Raw genomic sequence first — 24,310 nt, forward strand, 5'->3', positions numbered from 1 at the left:
AGTTCGGAGGACGCGGTGATCAGAAACTGCGTCCCAGATTCATGTAAAGCGCGCGCTCGGATTCATCGTTCAGGCCGTAACTGAAGTTCAGCGGGCCGAGTGGGGTTTCGTAACCGATGAAGACGCTGCCGGCGTTGATATAGCCGCTGTCGAACTCGTTGTCGTTGTTCCAAGCGCGGCCGCGCTCCAGCGACGCGCCCAGGTACAGCGGAAAATCTAGCGGCAGAAACGAGCGCGGCGTCATGCGCCGAAAATAGATCATGCGTGCCAGGCTGATGTTCTGGCCGGACAGGGCATCCTGGCGGAACCCCGAAAGCTGCCGCGCGCCGCCGAGCAAGAAGCTCGATGTAACGATCTCCGCATCATCGAGCGTGCGCCCGTAGCGACCCCCAAATACCAGGGTGTCGAGGCCGAAGCTGACGGCTTTGTCGAGGTTGAATTCCCACTGCCGGTAGCGATCGTCGGAGCCGAGGCTGCGGTCGTACTGGCGCAATGTCAGCCCGATGTCTTCGCCTTCACGAGGAAAGTCGACGTTGTCCACCGTGTCGAAGGAATATTGCAGCTGGTAGTAGCCTTCCTCGAAGGTGAAGTCCGGCAGCTGCTGGTCGCCAACGCGAACATCCGCCTCGCCCCATGCCTGGCCAACGCCAAAGCGAATTTCGCCGTTATTGGCAATTTGTCGACCCAGGTTGAGACCATAGCCATAGCGCTGCAGGCGGTATTCGGCGATAGGGTCGTTGTCCATGATCGATTCGACGTTCTGCGTCTCGGCAAACAGGTTGGGCGCGACGAACCAGCGCGAACCCGCATCGAGCGGCTGATAGAACTCGCTGAACAGTTCCTGGCGATCCCCAAGCTGCAAACGTGTCAGCCATTCGGCCCCCAGTTCGTTGATGCCGTTCTTGCGATAGCTGGCTCCGATGTTGAAGGCGCTGTCGCCGCGAAAATCGTCCGAGAGGTTGATGCCCAAACGCAGATAATCGGTGCCGGAACGCTTTTCGCGAGCGCTGATGACCAGGGTGTTGCCTGGATTGCCATGGACCACGCGGTATTCGACCTGCTCGAAGTAATCCAGTCCGTACAGCGTGCCCATGTCCTTCTGCAGATCTTGCAGGTCCAGCCGCTTGCCGACCTGTTGACGGATGTGCCGACGTATCACCGCGTCGCCGACTTTAGAGTCGTTCTCGATCCGCACCGCTGTGATCAGCGGCGTGCGCGGTTCGGCCGAGCGTGCGAGGCTCAGCGCGAGATTGCCGCCGCTTTCGCTGCGCATGCCGGCCAGGCGGCCGTCCAGCGCGCTGGCGGCGCGGTAGCCGGCATCGATCAACTGCCGCGCGCGACCGAAATCGGTGGACCCGAAGCCCGCCAGCATGGGTTGCACCAACAGGTCTTCCGAGCGCAGCGTTGCGAGCTGCGCTTCCGAGTTGCGCCGCGTCATCATGGTGATCGATTGGTTGAGCACATCGACAACGGTAAGTAACTCTTCGCGAGACTGCAGCGGTGAGCCGATATCGACGACGATCAGCCGATCCACGCCCATGTCGCGGGCGACATCCATCGGGATGTTGTCGACCATGCCGCCATCGACGAGCAACCGACCTTCGATCTCGACCGGAGCGAACACCGCCGGGATCGACATGCTGGCGCGAATCGCCTGGGGTAGATGGCCGCTGCGGAAGATGACTTTCTTGTCGTTAGCGATATCGGTTGCCACGGCGCGAAAGGGGATCGGCAAACGGTCGAAGTCTCGGGTGTCGCTGGTGTGTACCAGGAGACGCTCGAGCAGCAGGGCGAGGTTCTGGCCCTGGATGACGCCGAGCGGCAACCCGAGGCTGCCATCATCGCGGAAACTCAGTTTGCGCTTGACCAGAAAATCGCGGTCGTCCTGCTTGCGCCGGAAGGGCACATCCTGGCGGGGCGGATCGTCCGAAAGCACTTGTTGCCAGTCGAGACTGAGTGCCAGTTTCTCAAGCTCTTCAACGCTGTAACCCGCCGCATAAAGCCCGCCGATGACCGCCCCCATGCTGGTGCCGGCAATCGCGTCGATGCGCACGCCGTGCTCTTCCAAGGCTTTCAGAACGCCGATATGCGCCAACCCGCGTGCCGCGCCGCCGGAAAGCACTAAGCCGGTTTTAGGTTGGGTATCGGCGAATCCGCTTAGCGGTATCAAGAGGATCAGCAGAAGCAGGAGGCGGGACATGGCAACACCGAAACGGGAGGTCTGCGAAAGGGCCGTTATTATAGGCGTCCTCATCTGCCACCGAGCGCTTCTCATGTCCGCGACAAAGCCTGAAATCGTCATAACCTATTGCACGCAATGCCAGTGGTTGCTGCGTGCGGCCTGGCTGGCACAGGAGCTCTTGTCCACCTTCGCCGACGATCTGGGCAAGGTTTCGCTGGTGCCAGCCACCGGAGGCACCTTTCATATCAGCTGTGACGGCGTACAGATATGGGAGCGCAAGCTCGACGGCGGCTTCCCTGAGGCCAAGGTATTGAAGCAACGGGTGCGCGACCGTATCGATCCGCAGCGGGATTTAGGGCATAACGACCGTGGATAAGCGCCGAGCGGCACCAGGTCAGAGTCGACGAGGCGCTACGCATACTTCCGCGGGCGGCGCGGCCGGCGCTTTCAGGCGGCAGGAAATGACCGTAGCGAGGATGATTAGCGTGCCGCCGACCAGCATGCGCAGCGTCGGTTGCTCATTGAACAACCACCACGCGAAAGCGATTCCGTAGACCGGTTCGAGGGCAAAAATCACAGCGGTGGTCCGTGCTTTCAGCACTTTGAGACTTGCCACGAACAGGCTGTGCGCCAGCCCCGTGCAGAATACGCCAAGTAGCGCCAGCCATAGCCAATCCAGCGCCGGGACGGTCGGCAGCGAAGTCCAGGAGAAGGGCAGCAGGCAGAGCAGGATGGTTCCGTTCTGCCAGAGCGCGGCCTGTACAGGATCGATGCCACGGGTGACAGCGCGGTTGAGCAGCGAGAGCAGCGCGAACATCAAGCCTGAAAGCACGCCGTAGAGCAGCCCGACGGTGCTTTCGCTGGCGAGATCGAAATCCGGTGTGACCAGCAATAGCCCCAGGCAAACCAGGCCCACCATGGCGAACTCTATCGGTCGTGTTCGCTCGCGAAACAGCACGCCCTCCAGCAACACTGTAAACGCCGGAAAGCTGGCGAAGCCCAGCGTGGCGATGCCGACTCCAGCGATCTTCACCGCTATGAAGAAGGTGAGCCAGTGCCCACCCAGCAGCAAGCCGCCCAGCAACAGACCGCCCGCTTGACGCAAGCTCGGTCGATTACCGCCGGGACGCAATACACAGGCTGCGATTGATAAGGCGATGACGGCGAACATCGCCCGGCCAAAGGTGATCACCAGCGGCTGACTTTCGGCCAGCTTGCCGAAGACGCCGGAGAGGCCAAACATCAGCGCGCCGAAGTGAATGGCCAGCAGGGCGTTGCGATGCGTCATGGATAGCTGCTCGGGCAAGAAGGTCTGGCTGAATAAAAATGGCGGTCTTTCATGAGGCCTCGTGATGCTGGCGCTGTCGGAATCTGTATGCGTCGGCATGGTAAGGCCGGGGCGAGCGAACGGTCTGTCGCGTCACTATCAGAAATTGTCGAGCGACTCGCGGCGTAATGCCTTCGGGGTAGTTCCGAACGCGCGGCTGAGTGCGGCGGTGAAGGCGCTCTGCGAGGCATATCCGACCCGGGCGGCAATTTCGCCTACTGTCAGCCGAGTGCTGACTAGCAGTTCTCGGCCCCGCTCCAAGCGGCGGAATCGGACGAACTCCATGGGTGTCACGCCCGTCTCGCTGACGAAGCGCGCATGAAAGCGTGGGACGGAAAGACCAGACAGACGCGCAAGATCTCGTACCTCCAGGGGGTACGCTAAATGGCGATCGATATGGGCGTAGAGCGCTGCGAGGGGTAGCGGGCCGTGCTGAACGACTGGCTCGCAACCGCTGGCGAGGCTGGCCAACAGAAGCGCGGCGCCTTGCTCCGCGATGATCGGGTCATTGATCGGACTGGCCGCCAACCAGCTGACCAGCTGGCTTTGCGCCGGGCTCAGATGCAGCGCGGCGGACTGTTCCAGCAATCGCCGTCCGGGCTCGGAGTGATGTCCAAGCCGCTGCTGCAACCAGCCGTCGCCAGGAACGTCGAGTATCAGGCAATGGCTACCAGCCGCGCTGCCGCAGGCATGGCGGACATCACTCGGCACCACGGCCAGCCGTTGCGGTTGGATACGGCTCCCGCGCCCGTTGATTTCGAAATCCAGCTGTCCACGCAGGCCGAACACCAGCTGGGTGTGCTGATGGCTATGGACGATCTGGTCGCTGTTGTAGTGGCGCAGGGAAAGGATAGGTGACATCGATAGCCTCGACTGTATCCAGTGAAGGGCGGCCCCGCGGTCTCGACCGCAACCACCGGCACCGTCGATGCTACATGATGATCTTGTCGCGCAGCTTGTCGGCGGCCTGGTTGAGGGCCTGAATCACACGTTCCTTATCGAAGTTCTGGACGCCATTGGTGTCCAGGTACATGGAAAAGCCCGGCAATTCATGTTCGACGAAGCTGTTGGTCGCACCGAGATCGCGGCGGAAATCCACTACCTGATAGATCTGCACGGGACGCGAGAAACCCTTGACGGCGATCTGCCCGTTGTCACGACACATGATTACGTCTTTGACCAGCGAATAGATCTCGTGAGAGATCAGAATTTCTCCGGCTTCGGCCGAACTCTCCAATCGGCTGGCCAGGTTCACTTCGCGCCCGATGATGGTGTAGTCCATGCGGGTGTCGGCGCCGAAGTTGCCCACCGTGCAATAACCGGTGTTGATGCCCATGCGGATTTCCAGCGGCTTGGTAATGCCTTGAGCGCGCCACTGCTGGCGTAGCACTTTCATATGCTTGCGCATGGCGATGGCCATTGATACGGCGGCGACCGCATCTTTCTTTGCACCCTGGCTGGTGGGATCGCCGAAGAACACCATTACGCAGTCACCGACGAACTTGTCGATGGTGCCGCCGTACTTGAGTGTGATCTTCGACATCTCGTTGAGGTAGTTGTTGAGCAGGTCGGTGAGGGCTTCAGCCTCCAGTTCTTCGGAAAGCTCGGTGAATCCCTTGATATCCGAGAAAAAGACGGTGAGCTTCTTGCGCTGCGTTTCCAACCGTACGCTGCGCTTGCCGGAGAAGATCGACTCCCACACCTGAGGCGACAGGTACTTGGCCAGACTGCGGGCCAGGCGCGCAGCCTTGGCCTGTTCGGCTTCGATCTCCCTGCGCGCTTGCGCCAGGCGGACCCCTTGCTGGTGCACGTAATAAGCCGTGATGCACACGTACAGCGTGGTGAACAGAATGCTGACCGTCGCTACCAGAATGGTAGGCGTGCCACCGAAGCGCAGAGGTATCAGCAGGCTCGTCAATCCGAAACCGATGGCGACCATCAGAAGAGTCATCAGAAAATGGCGCAGGCTGCCAATCACCAGCGCGCTGAAACCCAGCGTCAGCAGGATCATCAGGCTCGGCACCAGAGCGCCTAGCAGCACAATTCCTGCGCCCGCATTCAACGCGTCGAGGCACAGAAGGGTCTGCGACGTTTGCTCGGGGTATTGGCGTTTGAACCGATAGCTCAGGTGGTAAGCGAAGTGTGGATAGAGGAGGGTGAAGGGCACCATCCACAACAGACCGACTGCAAACTGCTGGGTATAGACACCGGCGGCGAGGGTAGCAGCGCAAGCCAGATAGGCTAGAACCCGGGCGTAATACTCACGCAATGGGCGAGTCGCGAGGCCGTTACGCCGTTCACCGGTCACGGTTGACATTATGGTTGCTGTCCTTGAAAGATGCCGGCGCTCTAGCAGGCGCTATTGAGCTAGCGCATCGACGGCGCTGGCCCGGCGATCATAACCAAGTCGCCACCATTGCGCCAAACAGCCTGTCCAATCCGTGACGGGCGGCAGTTGTGATCGGGTCTGAGCCGGTCGCCGTAATCAGAATCGAATTTTGCCGGTGAGCATATCCTTGAGCATCACCCAGTCGCCAAGAAAGCTGTAGAGCGGGTACTGAAACGTCGCCGGCCGGTTTTTCTCGAATATGAAATGCCCGATCCAGGCGAACCCGTAACCGGCCACCGGCATTGCCAGCAGCCATAGCCATTGCTGACTGAGCAACGCGTAGGCAAGAATCGCCAGCACCAACAGGCTGCCCACATAGTGCAGGCGTCGGCAAGTTCGGTTGTTGTGTTCGGCTAGGTAGAACGGATAAAAATCGGCAAAGCGGGTAAAGCGTTCGGCGGTTTGCGTGCTCATGCCGCACCTCCTGTCATTGTGGTCGTCGCAGTGTAGATCGCTGTAGCTTCTCGGCCACTGGCTATGAGTGCCAGTTTAGTACCCTTGTGTGCCGCGAGTCGGCGGTTGAAATCGCCCGGCATCGTTCGCATAGCAAATTTCATTGCAGGCCAGGTCGGGACAGTCGCTTGATCACGGAACGTACCACTTCATCAAACTGGGCTCTTAGTATCGTCCAGGCTCTGGAACTGGATGGCGTCGATTGCCGCGCGCTATTCGCTGAGCTGGACCTGGACTATGCGGCTCTGAGCGATGCGGATGCCCGCTTCGCCCAGGACGGTATGACCCGACTCTGGCAGCGCGCGGTCGAGGTGACGGGCAATTCGGCGATCGGCCTCAATCTGGCGAAGGTAATGCGCCCCGGCGCGATGCACGTGGTCGGCTACGCGCTGATGTCCAGTAGCACCCTAAAGGAAAGTATCCTGCGTCTGGTGCGCTATCAGCGGATCATTGCCGAAGGCGCAGATCTGCGCTTCTTCCCGACCGAAAGGGGCCACATGCTGACGCTGGCGATTCACGGCGACCAATTGCCGCCGGCACGGCAAAGTGCCGAAGGTTCGCTGGCGAGCATGCTTGCGTTCTGTCGTTGGCTTACAGGCAAGCCGTTGATACCCGTGGAAGTGTATTGTCAGGGGCCGCCGCCTCAGGCCATCGAGCCCTATCGCGACGTCTTTCATGCGCCGTTGCGCTTCGACGCCGGCTGTTATGGGCTGCTGATGCGCCACGAGGACCTGGACATTGCGTTGCCGACAGCCAATGCCGAACTCGCGCAATTGCATGACCGTTTCGCCGGCGAATACCTGGCGCGATTCACTGACAGTCGGGTAACTCATCAGGTACGCCAGGTTCTGTGCCGCCTGTTGCCTCAGGGCGAACCTCGACGTGAGGCCGTCGCGCAGTTGTTGCATCTGTCCGAGCGCACCTTGCAGCGGCGCTTGGGTGACGAAGGCACGAGCTTCCAACAGTTGCTGGACGACACACGACGGGTACTGGCTGAGCAATACCTCGCGCAGCCGGATCTGGCTCTACTGGAGATTGCCTATCTGCTGGGATTCGCCGATCCAAGCAACTTCTTTCGGGCGTTCAAGCGCTGGTTCGCCATGACGCCGGGTGAATACCGGGCGCAGCGTTAACCTCGTCGTACTGGAACTTGTGCGGCGAGGCGATGGCCTTAATTTTCAGACCTGCAAACGCCGCATGACTCCAAAGGATGCCTGAACATTGGCCAGTAGCCTGCTTGCTCTCATAGACGATATCGCGTCGGTTCTGGATGACGTTTCCGTCATGACGAAAGTCGCCGCGAAGAAAACCGCCGGTGTGCTTGGCGACGACCTTGCGCTCAATGCTCAGCAGGTCACCGGCGTCAAAGCCGACCGCGAGTTGCCGGTCGTATGGGCGGTGGCCAAGGGGTCGATGCGCAACAAGCTCATCCTCGTACCGGCTGCGCTGTTGATCAGTGCATTCATCCCCTGGGCGATAACGCCTCTGCTGATGCTGGGAGGCGCGTTCCTCTGTTACGAAGGCTTCGAGAAGCTTGCGCACCGCTTTCTGCATCGGGACGACAATCATCATGCGCAGCAGATCGAGGCGTTGGCCAACCCGAGTGTCGACATGGTCGCCTTCGAGCGGGAAAAAATCAGCGGTGCGGTGCGCACCGACTTCATCCTCTCGGCCGAAATCATCGCCATTACCCTGGGTACGGTGGCAGCCGCGACCTTCACCGAGCAGGTGGCTGTACTCATAGGCATTGCGGCCATCATGACCGTCGGCGTGTACGGGCTGGTGGCCGGCATCGTGAAGCTGGACGATGCCGGGCTGGCGCTGAGCAAAAGAACCGGTGTCGCACAGGCAATCGGTCGGGGCATCCTGACGATGGCGCCGTGGTTGATGAAATCGTTGTCGGTGATTGGTACTGCAGCCATGTTCATGGTCGGTGGCGGCATCCTCACTCATGGCATCAAGGCGATCCATCATTTCATCGAGAACAGCGCCGAGCACACTGTAGCGTTGCCCTATATCGGTTCGGTACTGGCCGGACTGCTGCCGACGTTGTTGGATGCGGCCTTCGGCATCCTGGTCGGCGGGCTGGTATTCGTTGCGGTGACGTTCGGCGGCCGACTGTTCAAGGGGAAGGGCGACGCGGCCTGACCCGTAGATCAAGTGACTGGTGCGAGCTTGCGCCAGGTGAAGTCTTCAAGCACAGGAGCACATGAATGGACGCGTTCATGCAAGCGGCAATCGACGAAGCGAGAAAGGGTCTGGCCGAGGGCGGCATTCCCATCGGTTCGGTGATCGTCCATAAAGGACAAATCATAGGGCGCGGCCATAACCGCCGCGTTCAGCAGGGCAGTGCCGTATTGCACGGCGAGATGGATGCATTCGAGAACGCTGGACGACAAGCGGCGAGCGTCTATGCTGAATCGATCCTCTACACCACGCTTTCGCCTTGCTCGATGTGTAGCGGGGCGATCCTGCTGTACGGAATCCCGAAAGTCATCATCGGCGAGAACCAGACCTTCATCGGGGAGGAGTTGCTGTTGCGCGGTCGCGGCGTCGAGGTCCAGGTGTTGCAGGACGAAAGCTGCGTCGAGATGATGCGCAACTTCATCGCCACCAGTCCTGAGCTGTGGAACGAGGACATCGGCGAGACGTGATGTGTCTTAGTGGCGCCAGAACGATGGAGTCAACATGACCAGCACGGTGATGATTTCCAGACGACCGAGCAGCATTCCGGCCGACAGCAGCCACTTGGCGGCGTCCGGTAAGGTCGAGAAGTTGCCGGCCGGACCGATGATAGGTCCCAGACCTGGCCCTACGTTACAGACGGCGGTTGCCGCCGCGGTGAGCGCCGTCAACATGTCCAGGCCGAGCAGGGCGAGTGCCAGAGCTAGAGCGCCGATGGTGATGGTGAAGAAGAACGAGAACGTCAGGATCGATCGGACGATTTCCTCGTCCAGGGTGTGCCTGTTGTATTGCTGCCGGATGACGGCGCGAGGGTGCACGAGCTGCGCTAGGTTGGCGCGTAGCAAGGAGTAGGCAACCTGGAATCTGAAGATCTTCAGGCCACCGGAAGTCGATCCCGAGCAGCCGCCGATGAAGGTCAGATAGAAGAACGCCAGCACCGCGAAGTCGCCCCATAGCGTGTAATCGCCTAGCGCGAATCCGGTGGTCGTGACTACCGAAACCACGTTCAGCGAGACGATGCGAAGTGCCTCGAAGAACGGGTAGTGGGAATTGAGCGTCAGCCAGATCGCGAAAGCCAGGCACATGATCAGCAAAATGCCGACGAAGCCTTGCACTTGTTGGTCCCGAACCAAGGCGTAGCGGTTTCCGCGTATGGTCGAGACCATCAGGATGAAGGGTAGCCCCCCTAATATCATGAAGAGCACGGCTACCCAGTGCGCTGCGGGCGTGAACTTGGCCATGGAGCTATCGGACGTGGAATAGCCGCCGGTGGCGATGGTGGTCATCGAATGGTTGATGGCTTCGAACGGTGTCATCCCGCTTAGCCAATAGGCGATGCCGCAAAGCAAGGTGAGCGCGAGATAGACGATCAGAATCCACTTGACCATGACGTGCGAGCGCGGCATCGCCTTTTGCGACGACCAGTCGGAGGATTCGGTCTGGAACAGCCTCATGCCACCGATTCGCAGCAACGGCAGAATGGCCACCGCCATGCCGATGAAGCCAATGCCTCCAAGCCACTGCAACATGGAGCGCCACATCAACAGGCCGGGTGAGGCCGAGTCGAGCCCCGAGATCACGGTCGAGCCTGTGGTAGTAATGCCTGACATCGTTTCGAAGAACGCGTCGGTATAGCTCATGTGCTGGATCAGCATCATTGGCAGCGCGGCGAAACAGCAGACCACCAGCCAGCTGACCGTGGTGAGAAAGTACATGTCGCGCGGGCGCATCTGAGCCGTTGTGGGGCGTCCGGGGGCGATCAGCCCAATGCCGGAGCCAAAGGTGATGAGACTGGCCCAGAGAAACGCCTGGAGATCATCGGTACGATCGAACGCCAACAGCGTGATCATCGGAACGACCATGCTGATTGCAAGTGTGATCAGGAAAATGCCGAGAATGAAACCGATGATGCGCAGGGTCGGCAGGGCCATGTGTGATGCTGCTCGGCTCGAAAACAGACCCGCCATTCTACGCGGCTTACGTCGCCAGTAAACCGACTATCGGCCAGCTGATAAATCTTTCTCGGCGCGCCCTCTGAGGCTCTTCCCAAGTCCGTTGCGATGAATAGAATAGCTGCCCGGGCGCCGGCCCTTTCCCGGTTTCTGGGTGTTCACCTTCCATGTCAATCGACAATCCCTGCCTTACGTGTGGCGCCTGCTGCGCGCATTTTCGTGTGTCTTTCTTCTGGGGCGAGTGCACTTCGTCCGGCGGTACCGTTCCCGATGGGGCGACCGTGCAGGTCAGCCCGTTTCTCGTTGCGATGCGCGGCACTGAATCCAGGCCCGCGCGGTGCGTCGGGTTGCTGGGCGATGTCGGTTGTGGGGTGCGCTGCACGATGTATGAGCAACGCTCGAGCACCTGCCGCGAATTCGAGGCGTCCTGGGCTGATGGTCAGCACAACGCCCTTTGCGACGCGGCACGGGCAGCCCATGGCCTGCCTCCGCTGACGCCGCCGCTGGAGCCACATCTGTCGCCCGATCGCGTGGCCTGACGCTAACGCGATCACAGCCGAACGATCGTACATTCGGCTGTTTCCACACCGTCACGGCAATACGACAACGCGGCTCGCAGCGAAACGGAAACAGCCTCTAGAATGTCCGACTCTTTTTTGGAGATGATCAATGGATGCTCTCGACCTGCTGCTCAACCGTGTTTCCGTTACGCGACTCGTCGATCCGGCGCCGACCGATGCCCAGCTGGATCTGCTTTTCCGTGCCGCGCTACGTGCCCCGGATCATGGCCAGCTTCGCCCGTGGCGTTTCCTGACCATTCAAGGAGAGGCGCGCGAGCGCCTGGGTGAGCTGTACGCCGAGGCGCTTGGCTTGCGCCAGCCGGACGCCGCCGACGAGGCGTTACGTAAGGCGCGCAAGATGCCGCTCCGGGCGCCGATGGTAGTGGTGGTCGTTGCCCGAATTTTGCCTCATCCGAAGGTGCCCGACACCGAACAGGTGCTTGCGGTCGGCTGCGCGGCGCACGGTATGTTGCTGGCGGCGCACGCACAGGGGTTGGGGGCCGTCTGGCGTACGGGCGAGTTCTCCTATGATCGGCATGTGTCCCGAGAACTGGGGCTGGCCGCCGATGAACAGGTGCTTGGTTTCATTTATCTGGGAACGCCGGACGGCAGTACACGAACGCCGCCCGAGCTGGATCCGCGAGACTTCGTCAGCCAATGGAGCGGGGCGAAATAGCCTCAATCAGGACGCGGCAGCTTCGGGCCGGGCGAGTTCAGCGGTAGCTTCAGGCTGGCGATGAAACCGCCCTCGGGGTGATTGTCCAGCAGTAGCTCGCCACCATGCCGTTCGGCGGCGCGGCGGGCAATTGCCAAGCCCAGCCCGTGGCCGGCGGTGGTCTGTCCCGGAGCACGGAAGAACGGTTCGCTCAAGCGCGCCAGATGGGCCTCATCCACGCCTGGGCCATGATCGCGAACGCTCAGCATCAGGCAGTCGCCTTCGGTTCGGGCGCGTAATTCGATCGGTGAACCCTCTGGATTGAAGCGCAGCGCATTGCGCAGCAGATTGTCCAGCGCACGTTCAAGCATGTTCGGCCAGCCGTGCGGCACGATTTCGGTTTCCAGGCAGGTTTCGATGCGCTGGGCTGGCGACACGATGCGTGCGTTTTCTTCCAGCTGTTCGAATATCAACGGCAGATCGATGGCTGACGCCGCGCCCGGTTCGGCGTCCAATCGTGCCAGTTCGAGAATTTCGCTGATCAGCGCTTCCAGCCGATCGCATTCCTTGGCCAGCCGCGGCCAGATGACTTCACGTTCCGCCGGGGTTGCCCGTTCAGCGAGCGCCAGGGCGATGCGCAGGCGTGCGAGCGGCGAACGCAATTCATGGGAGACGTCACGCAGCAGCTGTCGCTGGCTGCCGATCAGGCTCTGCAGCCGAGCGCCCATGCGGTTGAAGTCCTTGGCCAGTACGCCAAGTTCATCGCGCCGTGTGGCCAGGCGGGCCAGCGAGTTCTGTTGGTAAGCGGTCTGCCCGAGATCATGCACGGCGCTGCGCAGGCGATCGAGTGGACGGGTGATGGACAGCGTGAGCAGCAGGCTGAAGCCGGTCAGCACGACCAGCGCGATGGCTATCGCGCTCAACGGCCAGAACAGACTGCCACGGTGCCAGGCCTGTAGTTCCGAGTTGGGAATGCGGTAGATGAATAGATAAGTTTCGCCACTGAGCGGGCTGGTGTAGTCGGCTGTCAGCCGCCGCCAGGGCAGGCGTCCCGAGCGGTTTTCCTGACGGGCTTCGAACGCCGCGGCACGGGCCGGAAAGGTCCCACGAATGACCGGCTGGCCGTTCTCGGCCAGTACCTGCACATCGATATGAAAGCGTTGCCGATGGCGCTCAAGGAAAAATTGAGCGGGAAGGGCTCCCTGACGTTCGTAGACCTTCGTCCATAGCTCCGCCAGTCCCTGCACGCCCGGATGCCGATTGACGATCCAGGTGTCCTGATTCAGCGCATGGCCCAGCAGCATGGCGAGGCCCGCTACCAGCGCGATGGCCAGCCAGAATGTTGCAAGGATGCGCCAGAACAGTGATCGCACCGGTCAATCTCCACGACGAAGCCCGGCTGGCGGCTAATAACGCGCGAGCCGGGCGGGTTGGTTTCAGCTAAGGGTCAGCTATTCTTTTCGCGCTCGGCTTTCCACTGCTTGAACTCGGCGCGTTCGGCACGCTTGGCTTCCATCTTCTCGTGCATTTCATCGAACTGTTTCTGCTGCTCTGGCTTGAGCAGGCTGCGGATTTGCTTGTGCGTGTTCTCTTTGCTGGTCTTCAGTTCGTCCTGCATGGCTTTGCGCTCGGCTTCAGGCAGTTTGTCGAGGTAGCGCTGGGTGATCTCGCGATGGCTCTTCATCTGTTGACCCATCAGCTCGCGCATTTCCCGCTTCTGCTCCTTGGTTAGGTCCAGCTGTTCGAAGGGGGCGTGCTTGCCGCCGTGGTGGCGATGGTTGCCGTCGGGCATCGCCAGGGCAATGGTGGGCAGGGTGGAGGCGAAAAGCACGGCAATCAGAGTCTTGCGCATCATGAGGTCTCTCCTGGGTAAGGGAACCGATCTCCGCTGAGCGCTTGTGCTCGTTCGGGCTTCGACCGGATGAGCTCAGTCTAGGGCGCGCAAGGTCAAGAGCGGTCAGGCCAGGGTAAAGGCTCGGTAAAGCCAATCAGGAAGCGTAAAGGTAACCGCGGCTGCGCAACGCGACGATCCGTGGACGTCCGTCAGGGTGAGGGCCGAGTTTGCGACGCAGATTGCTGACGTGCATGTCGAGGCTGCGGTCGTACAGGGTCAGTTTGCGGCCAAGGGCAAGTTGCGCCAGCGCTTGCTTGTCCAGAGGCTCGCCGGGTTGGCTGAGCAGCGCTTCGAGGATCCGACCCTCGGACAGTGTCAGCGTCACTTCATGCTCGCCGACATTGGCGATGCCTCGGGCGGGGCTGTAACAAAGGTCGCCCAGTTCCAGCTGGGTCGGCGCGCTCGCCGGCTGAGTGCGGCGCAGCACGGCGCGTAGCCGGGCGGTGAGTTCGCGCGGATCGCATGGTTTGGCCAGATAGTCGTCGGCGCCCAGTTCCAGCCCAAGGATGCGATCCAGCGGCTCGCCGCGGCCCGAGAGCATCAGCACCGGCAGATCGCGGTGTTCACTGCGCAATTGCTTGAGCAATTCAAGGCCGCTGCCGTCGGGCAGCATCACATCGAGCACCACCGCTGCGGGCGGGTGTTCGGCCAGCGCGGCACGGGCGCTTTGGCCATCATGGCAGGCGCGGGCGACGAATCCCTCTTGGGCCAGCCAACTCACGAGCAGCTCGCAGAGCTCCTCGTCGTCATCTATCAGCAGCAGTTCGCTCATGCTTCGTTCGTATCCACTTCAATTGAGCCATTGCCGACGGCGACGCCCCCGGGTGGTCAGGACGCCAAGCAGGAAGCCCAGCACGCCGACGCCTCCGCCAACGGCGAACCATTGTTGCTGGTCGTTCAGCCAGCGTTTCTGCTGTGGCTGCCCGTGCTGCAGTTGCAGGCGCAGTTGCTGGTTTTCTCGGCGCAGTTGCGCCAGTTGTGCCCGTTCGGCATCGGTTATGCCCGGGCCATTGCTCGGTTCGTTGCGTTGAAGTTCGTTATCGGACAGGCGTTGCTCCAGTCCGGCTTGCCTTGCGGCGGTTGGATCGGGCGAACCTTCATCGGCATGCACATACGATATGGCGAAACTCAGGGCCAGCAGCAGGGACGGCAAACCTTGGCGCATCGGAACTCCTTTTCTTCAACGGGCCGCGGAAATCCTGCGGCTGACGGATATTGCGACCGATTGGCTCAGGGAAATACTTGCTTGAAAGGCTTGACCACTACGTCGCCATAGACGCCGGCGGCCTTATACGGATCGGCGGCGGCCCATTCTTGGGCGGCTTGCAGAGATTCGAATTCGGCGACCACCAGGCTTCCGCTGAAGCCGGCAGCGCCTGGGTCATTGCTGTCGATTGCAGGATGCGGGCCGGCCAGGACCATACGACCTTCGGCTTTCAGCTGTTCGAGACGCGCCAAGTGAGCCGGGCGCGAAGCCAGACGATTTTCCAGCGAGCCGGGTACATCGGTAGCGATGATGGCGTAAAGCATGTTGACTCCTATTGTTCAGGTTCGGGAAGTGGCGGACCGGATAGACCACCTGCAGCGCAGGCAAGGCCCGGGGCATGACCTCGACGATTTGTTTCTCGGAGCGAGCCAGAAGCGGCAAGTGACCGGCATAATAACAAACCGCGCTTTTGGCGAAACGCTGTCCGCAGGTCATTTCCTGGACGCGGCGCAAGCTTTTGCCAAACTCGATAACGGCACGAGCACCGACCATGGCGGTCAGAACCAAAGAGCCGCCAAGCCCTAAGAGAAAAGGTCCCGAATGATTGTTGATCTGCATTGCCACAGTACCGCGTCAGATGGCGCGCTGGCGCCTGCTGCGCTGGTGGAGCGGGCACATGCACGCGGTATCGAGCTGCTCGCGCTGACCGACCACGACACATTGGAAGGCCTCGATGCTGCTCGGGCCATGGCCGATTCGCTGGGCGTTCGGCTGGTCAATGGCATCGAGCTTTCGTGTCTGTGGAGCGGTGCGACCATTCACGTGCTCGGCTACGCCTTTCGCCGGGACGCGGTCGCGTTGCAGCAGGCCATTGCGCAATTGCATAGCGGTCGTTGGCAGCGCGCGGAACTCATCGCCCAGCGCCTGGAAGCGAAAGGTATGCCGGGAGCGATGGAAGGCGCACGCGCCGTCCAGCAGGAACTGGGCGATAGCGATAACGCCCCGGCGCGTCCTCATTTCGCTGAATACCTGGTACGCGCGGGCCATGTACGTGACCGCGCCGAAGCGTTCCGCAAGTGGCTGGGGTCTGGCAAGCTCGGCGACGTCAAACAGCACTGGCCGAGCCTCGAGCAAACCGTAATGACGCTGCGTGACGCCGGAGCCTGGATCAGTCTGGCGCATCCCTGGCAATACGACTTCACTCGTAGCAAGCGTCGACGTCTGGTGAGCGAGTTCGCCCAAGCTGGTGGCCATGCGCTGGAAGTCGTCAACGGCATGCAGCCGCTCGAGCAGGTTGGTGGGTTGTCGATACTGGCTCGTGAATTCGGCTTGATGGCCAGCATCGGCAGTGATTTCCATGCGCCCGGCGACTGGTCGGAGCTGGGGCTGTATCGAACTTTGCCGGAAGATCTGCAACCGCTTTGGAGGCATTTCGATCATGGGCCAGGCGAATCTGTTGCCAGCTGAGCACGGAGTATTCATGAGCCAGTTCTTTCAGATACATCCCGAAAACCCTCAAGTCCGGCTGATCAAGCAGGCCGTGGAAATCATTCGCGGCGGCGGGGTGGTGATCTATCCCACCGACTCGTCCTACGCCATCGGCTGTTCGATGGGCAACAAGGCCGGGATCGAGCGAATTCGCCGCTTGCGACAGCTGGATGACAAGCACAATTTCACGCTGGTCTGTCGCGATCTTTCCCAGCTCGGGTTGTTCGCCAAGGTGGACACGTCGGCTTTCCGCCTCTTGAAGACGCATCTTCCCGGACCCTACACCATCATTCTCAGCGCGACGCGTGAGGTGCCGCGTATGCTGCTGCACCCCAAGCGTCGCACTATTGGGCTGCGGGTCCCCGCGCAGCCGATCGCTCAGGCGCTGCTCGCTGAACTGGGTGAGCCACTGATGAGCGTCAGTCTCATTCTGCCTGGGGAGACCGAGCCGATGAGTGATCCTTATGAAATGCGTGATGCGCTGGAGCATCAGGTAGACCTGATCATCGACGGCGGTTACGGTGGCATCGAAGCTTCAACGGTGATCAGTCTGGTAGATGGCGATCCAGAAGTGCTGCGTGTCGGTTGCGGCGATCCCGCACCCTTTATCGTCTGACCCGCTTTTTTCGAAATTTACGAAGGAAACCCTTTTGAGTTCCATGGAATCGCAGCGACGTGTGGTGTCCGGTATGCGGCCCAGCGGCCGTCTTCATCTCGGTCATTACCACGGCGTGCTGAAGAATTGGGTAAGGATGCAGCATGAGTATCAGTGTTTCTTCTGCATCGTCGACTGGCATGCCCTGACCACCGACCACGCGGCGGGTAGCGATATCGCGCGCAATGTGCAGGAGATGGCGATCGATTGGCTGGCGGCGGGCGTCAGTCCAAGCTCGGCGACCATGTTCATTCAGTCCCAAGTAGTCGAGCACGCCGAGTTGCATCTGCTCTTGTCGATGATCTGTCCGTTGCCTTGGCTGGAGCGCATACCCTCCTACAAGGAGCAGCAGCCCGATTCGCAGCAAAAGGATATCGATACGTACGGCTTCCTCGGTTACCCGCTGCTCCAGGCTGCAGACATTCTTGCGTACCGCGCCGGAGTCGTGCCGGTGGGGGCTGACCAGCTGCCGCATATCGAATTCGCACGCGAGGTCGCGCGGCGCTTCAATCACCTTTACGGCAGCGAAGAGGATTTCGAGGTAAAGGCCGAAGCGGCGATCCGCAAACTCGGCAAAAAGAGTTCCAAACTCTACGCCAGCCTGCGCAGGAGTTATCAGGAGCAGGGCGATCTCGAGGCACTGAACACCGCCCGTGCGCTGCTCAAAGACCAGCAGACCATCACCATCGGTGACCAGGAGCGTCTGTTTGGATATCTGGAGGGGAGCGGCCGACTGTTGTTGCCCGAGCCCCAGGCGTTATTGAGCGATTCCCCCAAGCTGTCGGGCCTGGACGGCGGCAAGATGGCCAAATCGGCCAGTAATTCCATCTTCCTGCGTGACACGCCTGCCGAGATCGAAGAAAAGATCAAGCGCATGCCTACCGACCCGGCACGGGTACATCGTCACGATCCCGGTGAGCCGACGCGTTGTCCGGTGTGGTCGATGCATCTTTCGCATTCGGCGGAGGATGTCTGTCAGTGGGCCGAACAGGGCTGCCGCAGTGCGGGTATTGGCTGCCTGGAGTGCAAGGCACCGCTGATAGAAGCGATCAAACTCGAGCTGGCGCCGCTGCAGGAGCGGGCTCAGGACTACGAGCAGAATCCGGATCTGGTGCGAAGCATCCTTGCCGAGGGCGCCGAGCAGGCCCGCGATGAAGCCCGCGAAACCTTGGTGGTCGTGCGTCAGGCAATGGGTCTGAATTACCGCTAGAGCACAACAGGACGGCCGGCATAAGCTGCGCCGCTTCCGATGTCCGTACATTTCATGGAGAGAGCATGCAGGACCCCCAGGCCGAGGTTGCGATCGATCCGCCCGGCGAGCAGCTGCGGCTGGCGCTTGTCTACGGCGAGGCTTTCAACGATCTGCCGCAGGACCTCTACATTCCGCCGGATGCGCTGGAGGTTTTTCTCGAGGCGTTCGAAGGGCCGCTGGATTTGCTGCTTTACCTGATACGCAAGCAGAACATCGACATCCTTGATATCCCGGTGGCGGAAATTACCCGCCAGTACATGGGCTACGTCGAGCTGATGAAGGCCGTGCGCCTGGAACTGGCGGCTGAATATCTGGTGATGGCGGCGATGCTGGCCGAGATCAAGTCGCGCATGCTGCTGCCGCGTTCGGCCGAGGTCGAGGAGGACGAGCTCGATCCGCGTGCCGAGCTGATACGTCGCTTGCAGGAGTACGAGCGCTTCAAGTCTGCTTCGGAGGATCTCGACGAGCTACCGCGAGTTGGCCGCGAGCTGCACGTGCCACGGCTGGATGCGCCGGACGCACGGGCGCGCAAACTGTTGCCCGAGGTTAGTCTGGAGGAACTGCTGATTTCCATGGCCGAGGTGCTGCGTCGTGCCGATATGTTCGAAAGCCATCAGGTAACGCGCGAGACGCTGTCGACTCGCGAGCGCATGAGCGATGTACTGGAGCGCCTCAAGGGCGGGGCATTCGTGCCTTTCGTCGCGTTGTTCACACTGGACGAGGGCCGGCTCGGCGTGGTGGTGACGTTCATGGCCGTGCTTGAGCTGGTCAAGGAGTCGCTGGTTGAGTTGGTGCAGAATGAACCCTTCGCACCCATTCACGTTCGGGCTCGGGTCGAATAATGTCGCGCACGGATGAGTCGAGGTAATTCAGGTTGAATCTTTCCGATCCCAAGGATCTCGCTTCGCTGCTCGAAGCTTTCCTGCTGGCTTCCGGCAAGCCGATGTCCATCGAGCGGATGTCCGAGCTGTTCGATGAAGCCGAACGCCCGTCGCCATCATTGCTGCGCAAGGCGCTGGGCGTGCTGGAGAAATCCTGCAAGGACCGTGCGTTCGAGCTCAAGGAAGTCGCCAGTGGCTATCGCCTTCAGGTCCGCGAGCGCTTTTCACCCTGGGTGGGTCGGCTCTGGGAAGAGCGGCCGCAGCGCTATTCGCGCGCGCTGCTGGAAACGCTGGTGTTGATCGCCTACCGCCAGCCAATCACGCGTGGCGAGATCGAAGACGTTCGTGGCGTCGCGGTCAACAGCCAGATCGTGAAGACGCTGCTGGAGCGCGAATGGGTGCGCGTGGTTGGTCATCGCGACGTGCCGGGGCGGCCGGCGATGTTCGCTACTACCAGGCAGTTTCTCGACCACTTCAATCTGAAGAGCCTCGATGAGCTGCCGCCGTTAGCGGTGCTGCGCGAAATGGAACCCGCCCCGCTGCCGGTCGATGTCGAAGAAGCGCCCGTGCCTGATGCGTTCCAGGCGCGCGCCGACCTGGAACTGCAAGCTGAAGCGCCGCGCGAGCAGACCAGCTTCCGCAGCCTGCTGGCAGAGCTCGACAGCATGGAGACTGGCCTAAAGACGGACTTCGACGACCTGCGCGACGCTGCCGAGGTCGATGAAGATCAGCGCATTCCAGACGACAATCTGTAGGCTTGATGAGCCTATAACTGGCGCCCTGCCAGGTAGCTGCTGTAGTCCGGAATACTCAGGCTGTGGGCCTGATAGAGCAGCGGGCTGGAGAGCAGATAGTCGGCACTGCTCTCGTTGGCCGCCAGCGGAATGTTCCACACCGCGGCGACCCGCAGCAGCGCTTTGACGTCCGGGTCATGCGGCTGCGGCTCGAAGGGATCCCAGAAGAACACCAGTACATCGATTCGTCGTTCAGCAATGCGCGCGCCGATCTGCTGGTCACCGCCTAGCGGACCGCTGATCATGCACTCCACCGGCAGGCCCAGGCGCTGCCCGAGCAGCAGTCCGGTGGTGCCGGTCGCGAGCAACTCGTGCTTCGCCAGTTGCTCTTTCTGCCGCTTCGCCCAGTCCAGCAAGCGCTCCTTGCAGTGGTCGTGCGCGACCAGCGCAATGCGCTTGCGGGCGGGCAGTGTCGCGGTGACGAAATCGATGCGATTCATTTTCTTCTCTGGTCTACCGAGTCGATGCTGAGATCTGGTCGCTGATCATGCTGCTTCGTAGAGCGCGCGGCAGGTGTCCAGCATCCGGTTGGAGAATCCCCATTCGTTGTCGTACCAGGCCATCACTTTCAGCAGGCGTCCGCTAACCTTGGTGTGGTTGGTGTCGAAGATGGAGGACATCGGGTTGTGGTTGAAGTCGCAGGAAACCAGCGGCAGCGAATTACAGGCCAGTATTGGCGAGCGCTGACTGGCGTCCAGCATCAGTGCGTTGACCTCGTCCACGCTGGTTTCGCGGCTGAGCTCCAGGGTCAGGTCCACCAGCGAGACATTGATCACCGGCACACGTACGGCCATGCCGGTCAGCTTGCCTGCCAGTTCCGGCAGCACCAGGCCAACGGCTTCGGCGGCGCCGGTCTTGGTTGGAATCATCGACTGCGTAGCCGACCGCGCACGGTAGGGGTCGCTGTGGTAAACGTCGGACAGATTCTGGTCGTTGGTATAGGCATGGATGGTGGTCATCAGGCCATGCTCGATGCCCAGTTCTCGTGACAGCACTTGGGCGACCGGAGCCAGGCAGTTGGTGGTGCACGACGCGTTGGAAATGATCTGGTGCGACTGACGCAGAATGTCATCGTTGACGCCATAGACGATGGTGGCATCGGCGCCGGAGGCCGGAGCGGAAATGATGACCTTGGCGGCGCCGGCTTCGAGGTGAGCGCTTGCCTTTTCGCGAGAGGTGAAGAGACCGGTACACTCGAACACCACATCGACCCTGTGCTGGCGCCAGGGAAGCTCGGCCGGGTTACGGATCGCGGACACGGCAATCGGATCGCCATTGACCACTAGACGATCTTCGCCGACCTCGATTTTTGCGTCGAAATGGCCGTGAACGCTGTCGTACTGCAAAAGGTGGGCATTCATCGCCGAGCTGCCGAGGTCATTGATCGCCACGACCTGCATATGTTCGCGGTAGCTCGAGCTGTAAAGAGCGCGAAGAACATTGCGTCCGATACGACCGAAGCCGTTGATGGCGATGCGAATAGTCATAAATGGGTCCTGATGGGAATTTGTTGTGGGAATGACAAGATTATTCCTGTCAGAATAGAAATCAAGCCCGTATCCACGTTGTTTTGTTGATAAAACCAAAGATTAATATGCAGGAGTGATGGCATGCACCCGCGGATTCAAGAGGTTACCGAACGTTTGATCGAGCGCAGCCGGCTAACCCGGCAGCGCTACCTTGCCCAGATGGCCGGCGCGGCGAGCGATGGGCCTCAGCGTGGCCGGCTCCAGTGCGCTAACTTTGCCCATGGCGTGGCCGGTTGCGCGTCCGCTGGAGACAAGCAGAAGCTGCGCCTGATGAACGAGGCCAACGTGGCTATCGTCTCGTCCTACAACGACATGTTGTCGGCGCACCAGCCGTACGAGCACTTCCCCGAAATCATCAAGCAGGCGCTGCGTGACGTTGGTTCGGTCGGACAATTCGCCGGCGGCGTGCCGGCCATGTGCGACGGCGTCACACAGGGCGAGGCGGGGATGGAGCTGAGCTTGGCCAGTCGTGAAGTGATCGCTATGGCCACTGCCATCGCGCTGTCACACAACATGTTCGATGCGGCGCTCTACCTGGGTATTTGCGACAAGATCATCCCGGGCCTGATGATCGGCGCCTTGCGCTTCGGTCATCTGCCGGCGGTATTCGTGCCTGGCGGGCCGATGCCATCGGGCATTCCCAACAAGCAGAAGGCCGAGGTTCGTCAGCGTTACGCCGAAGGCAAGGCCAGCCGCGAGGAGCTGCTAGAGTCGGAAATGCTTTCCTATCACAGCCCCGGCACCTGCACCTTCTACGGCACGGCGAACACCAATCAGGTGGTGATGGAAATCATGGGCCTGCACTTGCCGGGCTCGTCCTTCGTCAATCCCTACACGCCGCTGCGTGACGAGCTCACCCGCGAGGCGGCGCGCCAGGTGACTCGCCTGACGCCGCAGTCCGGCAACTACCTGCCGCTGTGCAAGATCGTCGACGAGAAGGCGATCATCAATTCGGTGGTGGCACTCAATGCCACCGGTGGTTCAACCAACCACACGCTGCATATTCCCGCATTTGCCCAAGCCGCCGGCATTCAGCTGACCTGGCAAGACATGGCTGACATTTCAGCGGTGACGCCGACCTTGGCGAAGGTCTATCCCAATGGGCAGGCCGATGTGAACCATTTCCATGCATGCGGCGGCGTGCCGTTCATGGTTCGCACGTTACTCGACGCCGGCTTGCTGCATGAGGACGTTTACACGGTCGTGGGTCAGGGGTTGAAGCGCTACACCCAGGAACCTTTCCTTGAAGGCGATGCGCTGGTTTGGAAGGAAGGTCCGGCTAACAGCCTCGACGAAGCGATCTTGCGCCCGGTTGAACGTGCCTTCTCTCCCGAAGGCGGCCTGCGTGTGCTGGAGGGCAACCTCGGCCGTAGCGTGACCAAGATATCGGCGGTCGCACCGGAGCACCGCGTGGTTGAGGCGCCGGCTCGAGTGTTCAGCGACCAGAGCGAACTGGCCCAGGCGTTCATGAACGGCGAGCTAGAAAAAGATTTCGTTGCCGTGGTGCGCTTCCAAGGACCCAAGGCCAACGGCATGCCGGAGCTGCACAAGCTGACGCCGTTCCTCGGTGTCTTGCAGGATCGCGGCCACAAGGTGGCGTTGGTTACCGACGGTCGCATGTCTGGCGCGTCGGGCAAGGTGCCGGCAGCCATTCACGTCAGCCCCGAGGCGCTCGATGGCGGACCGCTGTGCCGCTTGCGTGACGGTGATGTCATCCGGGTCGACGGCGAGACGGGCGAGTTGCGCGTACTGGTTGATCAGGTTGAGTTCGATAGCCGTGAGCCTGTGACGGCGCCCAGTGATCTGGGGATCGGCTGTGGTCGCGAACTGTTCGGTTTCATGCGGGCGGCCTTCAGTCCGGCTGAGAAAGGCGCGAGTGCGTTTACCGAAGGGCTGGAGGTGCTCAAGTGACGGCACTGGTAGGCGATATTGGCGGCACCAATGCCCGCTTCGCACTCTGGCGCGACCAGCGAGTCGAGTCGGTGCGGGTGCTGCCGACCGTTGAGTATCCGCGTCCGGAAGACGCCATTCGTGCTTACCTGCACGGTGTCGGTCAGAGTGTCGAGGCGCTTCAGGCGGTTTGCTTGGCCTGTGCCGGGCCGGTTTCTGGCGATGAGTTCGCATTCACGAACAATCACTGGCGTCTGAGCCGCAAGGCTTTTTGCGAAGATCTTGGGCTGAGCGATCTGCTGCTAATTAACGATTTCACGGCCATGGCGCTGGGCATGACCCGCCTGCGCGATGGCGAACTGATCGAGGTGTGCCCCGGGCAGTCCGAGGCGGGCCGTGCACGCCTGGTCATCGGACCCGGCACCGGGCTCGGAGTCGCCACATTGTTGCCATTGGCAGATGGAGACTGGCGAGCGCTGCCGGGGGAAGGCGGGCACGTCTGCCTGCCGATCGGCACGACCCGTGAGGCCGCATTGTGGGCGCACCTGCATGAAAAGCTCGGTCATGTGAATGCCGAGGCGATCCTCAGCGGGGGCGGGTTGTTGGAGCTCTATCGAGCCAGTTGCGCGCTCGATGGTGAGGCGCCTCGTCTGACTACACCCGCCGAGGTTACCGCCGCTGCGCTGGCGGGCGATGCATACGCCGAGGCGGTGCTGGAACAATTTTGTGCCTGGCTGGGTCGGATCGCCGGTGACAACGTGCTGACGACTGGCGCACGCGGCGGTGTCTACATTGCCGGGGGCATCGTGCCGCGCTTCGTCGAGTTCTTCGCGCGCAGCGGCTTTAGCCAAAGTTTTCGCGACAAGGGCTGCATGAGCCGGTACTTTGACGACGTTCCGGTCTGGGTGGTGACAGCCGAATACCCGGGACTGGAAGGCGCAGGCGTTGCCTTGCAGCAATTGTTGGGGGACACACCGGGCGAGCGCTGAGCCGCATCGAAACGAGAACAAGAGAAGGG

Annotated in this window: 27 protein-coding genes; 14 read left to right on the plus strand and 13 right to left on the minus strand. The window is 61.1% G+C overall.

Translation table 11 applies throughout. The features are described 5' to 3' along the window. Nucleotides 1–19: 19 nt before the first annotated feature. Nucleotides 20–2,200 carry a patatin-like phospholipase family protein gene (locus tag E0D86_RS13110; RefSeq protein WP_131650466.1) on the minus strand — a complete coding sequence of 727 codons (2,181 nt, stop codon included), beginning with the start codon at nt 2,198–2,200 and terminating at the stop codon, nt 20–22. A gap of 73 nt (nt 2,201–2,273) precedes the next feature. On the opposite strand from E0D86_RS13110, the gene E0D86_RS13115 reads away from it, so the two are divergent. After that, nucleotides 2,274–2,558, plus strand: coding sequence for a SelT/SelW/SelH family protein (locus tag E0D86_RS13115; RefSeq protein ID WP_131650467.1), 285 nt, complete (start codon nt 2,274–2,276; stop codon nt 2,556–2,558). A gap of 18 nt (nt 2,559–2,576) precedes the next feature. Here E0D86_RS13115 and E0D86_RS13120 read toward each other — a convergent pair whose 3' ends face one another. From E0D86_RS13120 to E0D86_RS13135, 4 genes are all read right to left on the minus strand, one after another. Further along, nucleotides 2,577–3,470: a DMT family transporter gene (locus E0D86_RS13120; protein WP_131650468.1), complete on the minus strand. Its 894-nt coding sequence runs from the start codon at nt 3,468–3,470 to the stop codon at nt 2,577–2,579. Nucleotides 3,471–3,608: 138 nt separating this feature from the next. Further along, complete coding sequence (locus tag E0D86_RS13125; protein ID WP_131650469.1) at nt 3,609–4,370, minus strand: AraC family transcriptional regulator; 762 nt, start codon at nt 4,368–4,370, stop codon at nt 3,609–3,611. A 70-nt stretch (nt 4,371–4,440) separates the two neighbouring features. Next, entirely contained in the window at nt 4,441–5,826 is a 1,386-nt protein-coding gene (locus E0D86_RS13130; protein ID WP_131650470.1) for an adenylate/guanylate cyclase domain-containing protein, read from the minus strand. 168 nt (nt 5,827–5,994) lie between these two features. Next, on the minus strand, nt 5,995–6,312 hold the full coding sequence (locus tag E0D86_RS13135; RefSeq protein WP_131650471.1) for an Mpo1-like protein: 318 nt from the start codon (nt 6,310–6,312) through the stop codon (nt 5,995–5,997). Between the two features lie 170 nt (nt 6,313–6,482). Between E0D86_RS13135 and E0D86_RS13140 the strand changes: the two genes are divergently transcribed. From E0D86_RS13140 to E0D86_RS13150, 3 genes are all read left to right on the plus strand, one after another. Beyond that, entirely contained in the window at nt 6,483–7,484 is a 1,002-nt protein-coding gene (locus E0D86_RS13140; protein WP_131650532.1) for an AraC family transcriptional regulator, read from the plus strand. Nucleotides 7,485–7,572: 88 nt separating this feature from the next. Then, nucleotides 7,573–8,499, plus strand: a complete 927-nt coding sequence (locus E0D86_RS13145) for a DUF808 domain-containing protein (RefSeq protein WP_131650472.1) — start codon at nt 7,573–7,575, stop codon at nt 8,497–8,499. Nucleotides 8,500–8,564: 65 nt separating this feature from the next. Then, nucleotides 8,565–9,005, plus strand: a complete 441-nt coding sequence (locus E0D86_RS13150) for a nucleoside deaminase (RefSeq protein ID WP_131650473.1) — start codon at nt 8,565–8,567, stop codon at nt 9,003–9,005. A 6-nt stretch (nt 9,006–9,011) separates the two neighbouring features. On the opposite strand, the gene E0D86_RS13155 is transcribed toward E0D86_RS13150, so the two are convergent. After that, nucleotides 9,012–10,466: a TrkH family potassium uptake protein gene (locus tag E0D86_RS13155; protein WP_131650474.1), complete on the minus strand. Its 1,455-nt coding sequence runs from the start codon at nt 10,464–10,466 to the stop codon at nt 9,012–9,014. Between the two features lie 188 nt (nt 10,467–10,654). Here E0D86_RS13155 and E0D86_RS13160 point away from each other — a divergent pair, with 188 nt between their 5' ends. Next, nucleotides 10,655–11,026: a YkgJ family cysteine cluster protein gene (locus tag E0D86_RS13160; RefSeq protein ID WP_131650475.1), complete on the plus strand. Its 372-nt coding sequence runs from the start codon at nt 10,655–10,657 to the stop codon at nt 11,024–11,026. Nucleotides 11,027–11,156: 130 nt separating this feature from the next. Continuing rightward, nucleotides 11,157–11,723: an NAD(P)H nitroreductase gene (locus E0D86_RS13165; RefSeq protein WP_131650476.1), complete on the plus strand. Its 567-nt coding sequence runs from the start codon at nt 11,157–11,159 to the stop codon at nt 11,721–11,723. 2 nt (nt 11,724–11,725) lie between these two features. Here the strand turns inward: E0D86_RS13165 and E0D86_RS13170 are convergent, their stop codons facing one another. The 5 genes from E0D86_RS13170 to E0D86_RS13190 all read right to left on the minus strand — a co-directional run bounded on the left by E0D86_RS13170 (nt 11,726) and on the right by E0D86_RS13190 (nt 15,126). Beyond that, nucleotides 11,726–13,075 carry a HAMP domain-containing sensor histidine kinase gene (locus tag E0D86_RS13170; protein ID WP_131650477.1) on the minus strand — a complete coding sequence of 450 codons (1,350 nt, stop codon included), beginning with the start codon at nt 13,073–13,075 and terminating at the stop codon, nt 11,726–11,728. A 74-nt stretch (nt 13,076–13,149) separates the two neighbouring features. Next, complete coding sequence (locus E0D86_RS13175; RefSeq protein ID WP_131650533.1) at nt 13,150–13,554, minus strand: Spy/CpxP family protein refolding chaperone; 405 nt, start codon at nt 13,552–13,554, stop codon at nt 13,150–13,152. A gap of 136 nt (nt 13,555–13,690) precedes the next feature. Then, nucleotides 13,691–14,368 carry a response regulator transcription factor gene (locus tag E0D86_RS13180; RefSeq protein ID WP_131650478.1) on the minus strand — a complete coding sequence of 226 codons (678 nt, stop codon included), beginning with the start codon at nt 14,366–14,368 and terminating at the stop codon, nt 13,691–13,693. Nucleotides 14,369–14,386: 18 nt separating this feature from the next. Further along, nucleotides 14,387–14,761 (minus strand): hypothetical protein, encoded by a 375-nt coding sequence (locus tag E0D86_RS13185; protein ID WP_131650479.1) that lies wholly within the window; start codon nt 14,759–14,761, stop codon nt 14,387–14,389. Between the two features lie 65 nt (nt 14,762–14,826). Then, entirely contained in the window at nt 14,827–15,126 is a 300-nt protein-coding gene (locus tag E0D86_RS13190) for a YciI family protein (RefSeq protein WP_131650480.1), read from the minus strand. Between E0D86_RS13190 and E0D86_RS13195 the strand changes: the two genes are divergently transcribed. From E0D86_RS13195 to scpB, 6 genes are all read left to right on the plus strand, one after another. After that, on the plus strand, nt 15,125–15,388 hold the full coding sequence (locus E0D86_RS13195; RefSeq protein WP_131650481.1) for a hypothetical protein: 264 nt from the start codon (nt 15,125–15,127) through the stop codon (nt 15,386–15,388). The two genes, E0D86_RS13190 and E0D86_RS13195, sit on opposite strands and share 2 nt — an antisense overlap. 15 nt (nt 15,389–15,403) lie before the next feature. Continuing rightward, nucleotides 15,404–16,270, plus strand: coding sequence for a PHP domain-containing protein (locus tag E0D86_RS13200; protein ID WP_131650482.1), 867 nt, complete (start codon nt 15,404–15,406; stop codon nt 16,268–16,270). 13 nt (nt 16,271–16,283) lie between these two features. Continuing rightward, the gene (locus E0D86_RS13205) at nt 16,284–16,907 is read left to right on the plus strand and encodes an L-threonylcarbamoyladenylate synthase (RefSeq protein ID WP_131650483.1); all 624 of its coding nucleotides are present in this window, start codon (nt 16,284–16,286) and stop codon (nt 16,905–16,907) included. A gap of 43 nt (nt 16,908–16,950) precedes the next feature. Beyond that, on the plus strand, nt 16,951–18,156 hold the full coding sequence (locus tag E0D86_RS13210; RefSeq protein ID WP_131650534.1) for a tryptophan--tRNA ligase: 1,206 nt from the start codon (nt 16,951–16,953) through the stop codon (nt 18,154–18,156). A 185-nt stretch (nt 18,157–18,341) separates the two neighbouring features. Continuing rightward, nucleotides 18,342–19,040, plus strand: a complete 699-nt coding sequence (locus tag E0D86_RS13215; RefSeq protein ID WP_165914245.1) for a ScpA family protein — start codon at nt 18,342–18,344, stop codon at nt 19,038–19,040. 32 nt (nt 19,041–19,072) lie between these two features. Then, the gene (scpB, locus tag E0D86_RS13220; protein ID WP_131650485.1) at nt 19,073–19,834 is read left to right on the plus strand and encodes an SMC-Scp complex subunit ScpB; all 762 of its coding nucleotides are present in this window, start codon (nt 19,073–19,075) and stop codon (nt 19,832–19,834) included. 11 nt (nt 19,835–19,845) lie between these two features. On the opposite strand, the gene E0D86_RS13225 is transcribed toward scpB, so the two are convergent. Next, nucleotides 19,846–20,313 (minus strand): methylglyoxal synthase, encoded by a 468-nt coding sequence (locus tag E0D86_RS13225; protein ID WP_131650486.1) that lies wholly within the window; start codon nt 20,311–20,313, stop codon nt 19,846–19,848. Between the two features lie 45 nt (nt 20,314–20,358). After that, nucleotides 20,359–21,360 (minus strand): type I glyceraldehyde-3-phosphate dehydrogenase, encoded by a 1,002-nt coding sequence (gene gap, locus E0D86_RS13230; protein ID WP_131650487.1) that lies wholly within the window; start codon nt 21,358–21,360, stop codon nt 20,359–20,361. Between the two features lie 123 nt (nt 21,361–21,483). Between gap and edd the strand changes: the two genes are divergently transcribed. Both edd and E0D86_RS13240 read left to right on the plus strand, forming a co-directional pair. Next, entirely contained in the window at nt 21,484–23,313 is a 1,830-nt protein-coding gene (gene edd / locus E0D86_RS13235; RefSeq protein ID WP_131650488.1) for a phosphogluconate dehydratase, read from the plus strand. Next, nucleotides 23,310–24,281 (plus strand): glucokinase, encoded by a 972-nt coding sequence (locus tag E0D86_RS13240; protein ID WP_131650489.1) that lies wholly within the window; start codon nt 23,310–23,312, stop codon nt 24,279–24,281. Before edd ends, E0D86_RS13240 begins: the two co-directional genes overlap by 4 nt. Nucleotides 24,282–24,310: the final 29 nt, after the last annotated feature.

Origin of the sequence: Pseudomonas sp. IC_126, from assembly GCF_004331835.1 — a bacterium.
Lineage (GTDB): Bacteria > Pseudomonadota > Gammaproteobacteria > Pseudomonadales > Pseudomonadaceae > Stutzerimonas.

What these genes read in the sequence shown, in the direction of transcription:
- E0D86_RS13110 (WP_131650466.1), bottom strand. Translation starts at nt 2,200, where the DNA reads ATGTCCCGCCTCCTGCTTCTGCTGATCCTCTTGATACCGCTAAGCGGA.
- E0D86_RS13115 (WP_131650467.1), top strand. Translation starts at nt 2,274, where the DNA reads ATGTCCGCGACAAAGCCTGAAATCGTCATAACCTATTGCACGCAATGC.
- E0D86_RS13120 (WP_131650468.1), bottom strand. Translation starts at nt 3,470, where the DNA reads ATGACGCATCGCAACGCCCTGCTGGCCATTCACTTCGGCGCGCTGATG.
- E0D86_RS13125 (WP_131650469.1), bottom strand. Translation starts at nt 4,370, where the DNA reads ATGTCACCTATCCTTTCCCTGCGCCACTACAACAGCGACCAGATCGTC.
- E0D86_RS13130 (WP_131650470.1), bottom strand. Translation starts at nt 5,826, where the DNA reads ATGTCAACCGTGACCGGTGAACGGCGTAACGGCCTCGCGACTCGCCCA.
- E0D86_RS13135 (WP_131650471.1), bottom strand. Translation starts at nt 6,312, where the DNA reads ATGAGCACGCAAACCGCCGAACGCTTTACCCGCTTTGCCGATTTTTAT.
- E0D86_RS13150 (WP_131650473.1), top strand. Translation starts at nt 8,565, where the DNA reads ATGGACGCGTTCATGCAAGCGGCAATCGACGAAGCGAGAAAGGGTCTG.
- E0D86_RS13155 (WP_131650474.1), bottom strand. Translation starts at nt 10,466, where the DNA reads ATGGCCCTGCCGACCCTGCGCATCATCGGTTTCATTCTCGGCATTTTC.
- E0D86_RS13160 (WP_131650475.1), top strand. Translation starts at nt 10,655, where the DNA reads ATGTCAATCGACAATCCCTGCCTTACGTGTGGCGCCTGCTGCGCGCAT.
- E0D86_RS13165 (WP_131650476.1), top strand. Translation starts at nt 11,157, where the DNA reads ATGGATGCTCTCGACCTGCTGCTCAACCGTGTTTCCGTTACGCGACTC.
- E0D86_RS13175 (WP_131650533.1), bottom strand. Translation starts at nt 13,554, where the DNA reads ATGCGCAAGACTCTGATTGCCGTGCTTTTCGCCTCCACCCTGCCCACC.
- E0D86_RS13180 (WP_131650478.1), bottom strand. Translation starts at nt 14,368, where the DNA reads ATGAGCGAACTGCTGCTGATAGATGACGACGAGGAGCTCTGCGAGCTG.
- E0D86_RS13185 (WP_131650479.1), bottom strand. Translation starts at nt 14,761, where the DNA reads ATGCGCCAAGGTTTGCCGTCCCTGCTGCTGGCCCTGAGTTTCGCCATA.
- E0D86_RS13195 (WP_131650481.1), top strand. Translation starts at nt 15,125, where the DNA reads ATGTTGACTCCTATTGTTCAGGTTCGGGAAGTGGCGGACCGGATAGAC.
- E0D86_RS13190 (WP_131650480.1), bottom strand. Translation starts at nt 15,126, where the DNA reads ATGCTTTACGCCATCATCGCTACCGATGTACCCGGCTCGCTGGAAAAT.
- E0D86_RS13200 (WP_131650482.1), top strand. Translation starts at nt 15,404, where the DNA reads ATGATTGTTGATCTGCATTGCCACAGTACCGCGTCAGATGGCGCGCTG.
- E0D86_RS13205 (WP_131650483.1), top strand. Translation starts at nt 16,284, where the DNA reads ATGAGCCAGTTCTTTCAGATACATCCCGAAAACCCTCAAGTCCGGCTG.
- E0D86_RS13210 (WP_131650534.1), top strand. Translation starts at nt 16,951, where the DNA reads ATGGAATCGCAGCGACGTGTGGTGTCCGGTATGCGGCCCAGCGGCCGT.
- E0D86_RS13225 (WP_131650486.1), bottom strand. Translation starts at nt 20,313, where the DNA reads ATGAATCGCATCGATTTCGTCACCGCGACACTGCCCGCCCGCAAGCGC.
- gap (WP_131650487.1), bottom strand. Translation starts at nt 21,360, where the DNA reads ATGACTATTCGCATCGCCATCAACGGCTTCGGTCGTATCGGACGCAAT.
- edd (WP_131650488.1), top strand. Translation starts at nt 21,484, where the DNA reads ATGCACCCGCGGATTCAAGAGGTTACCGAACGTTTGATCGAGCGCAGC.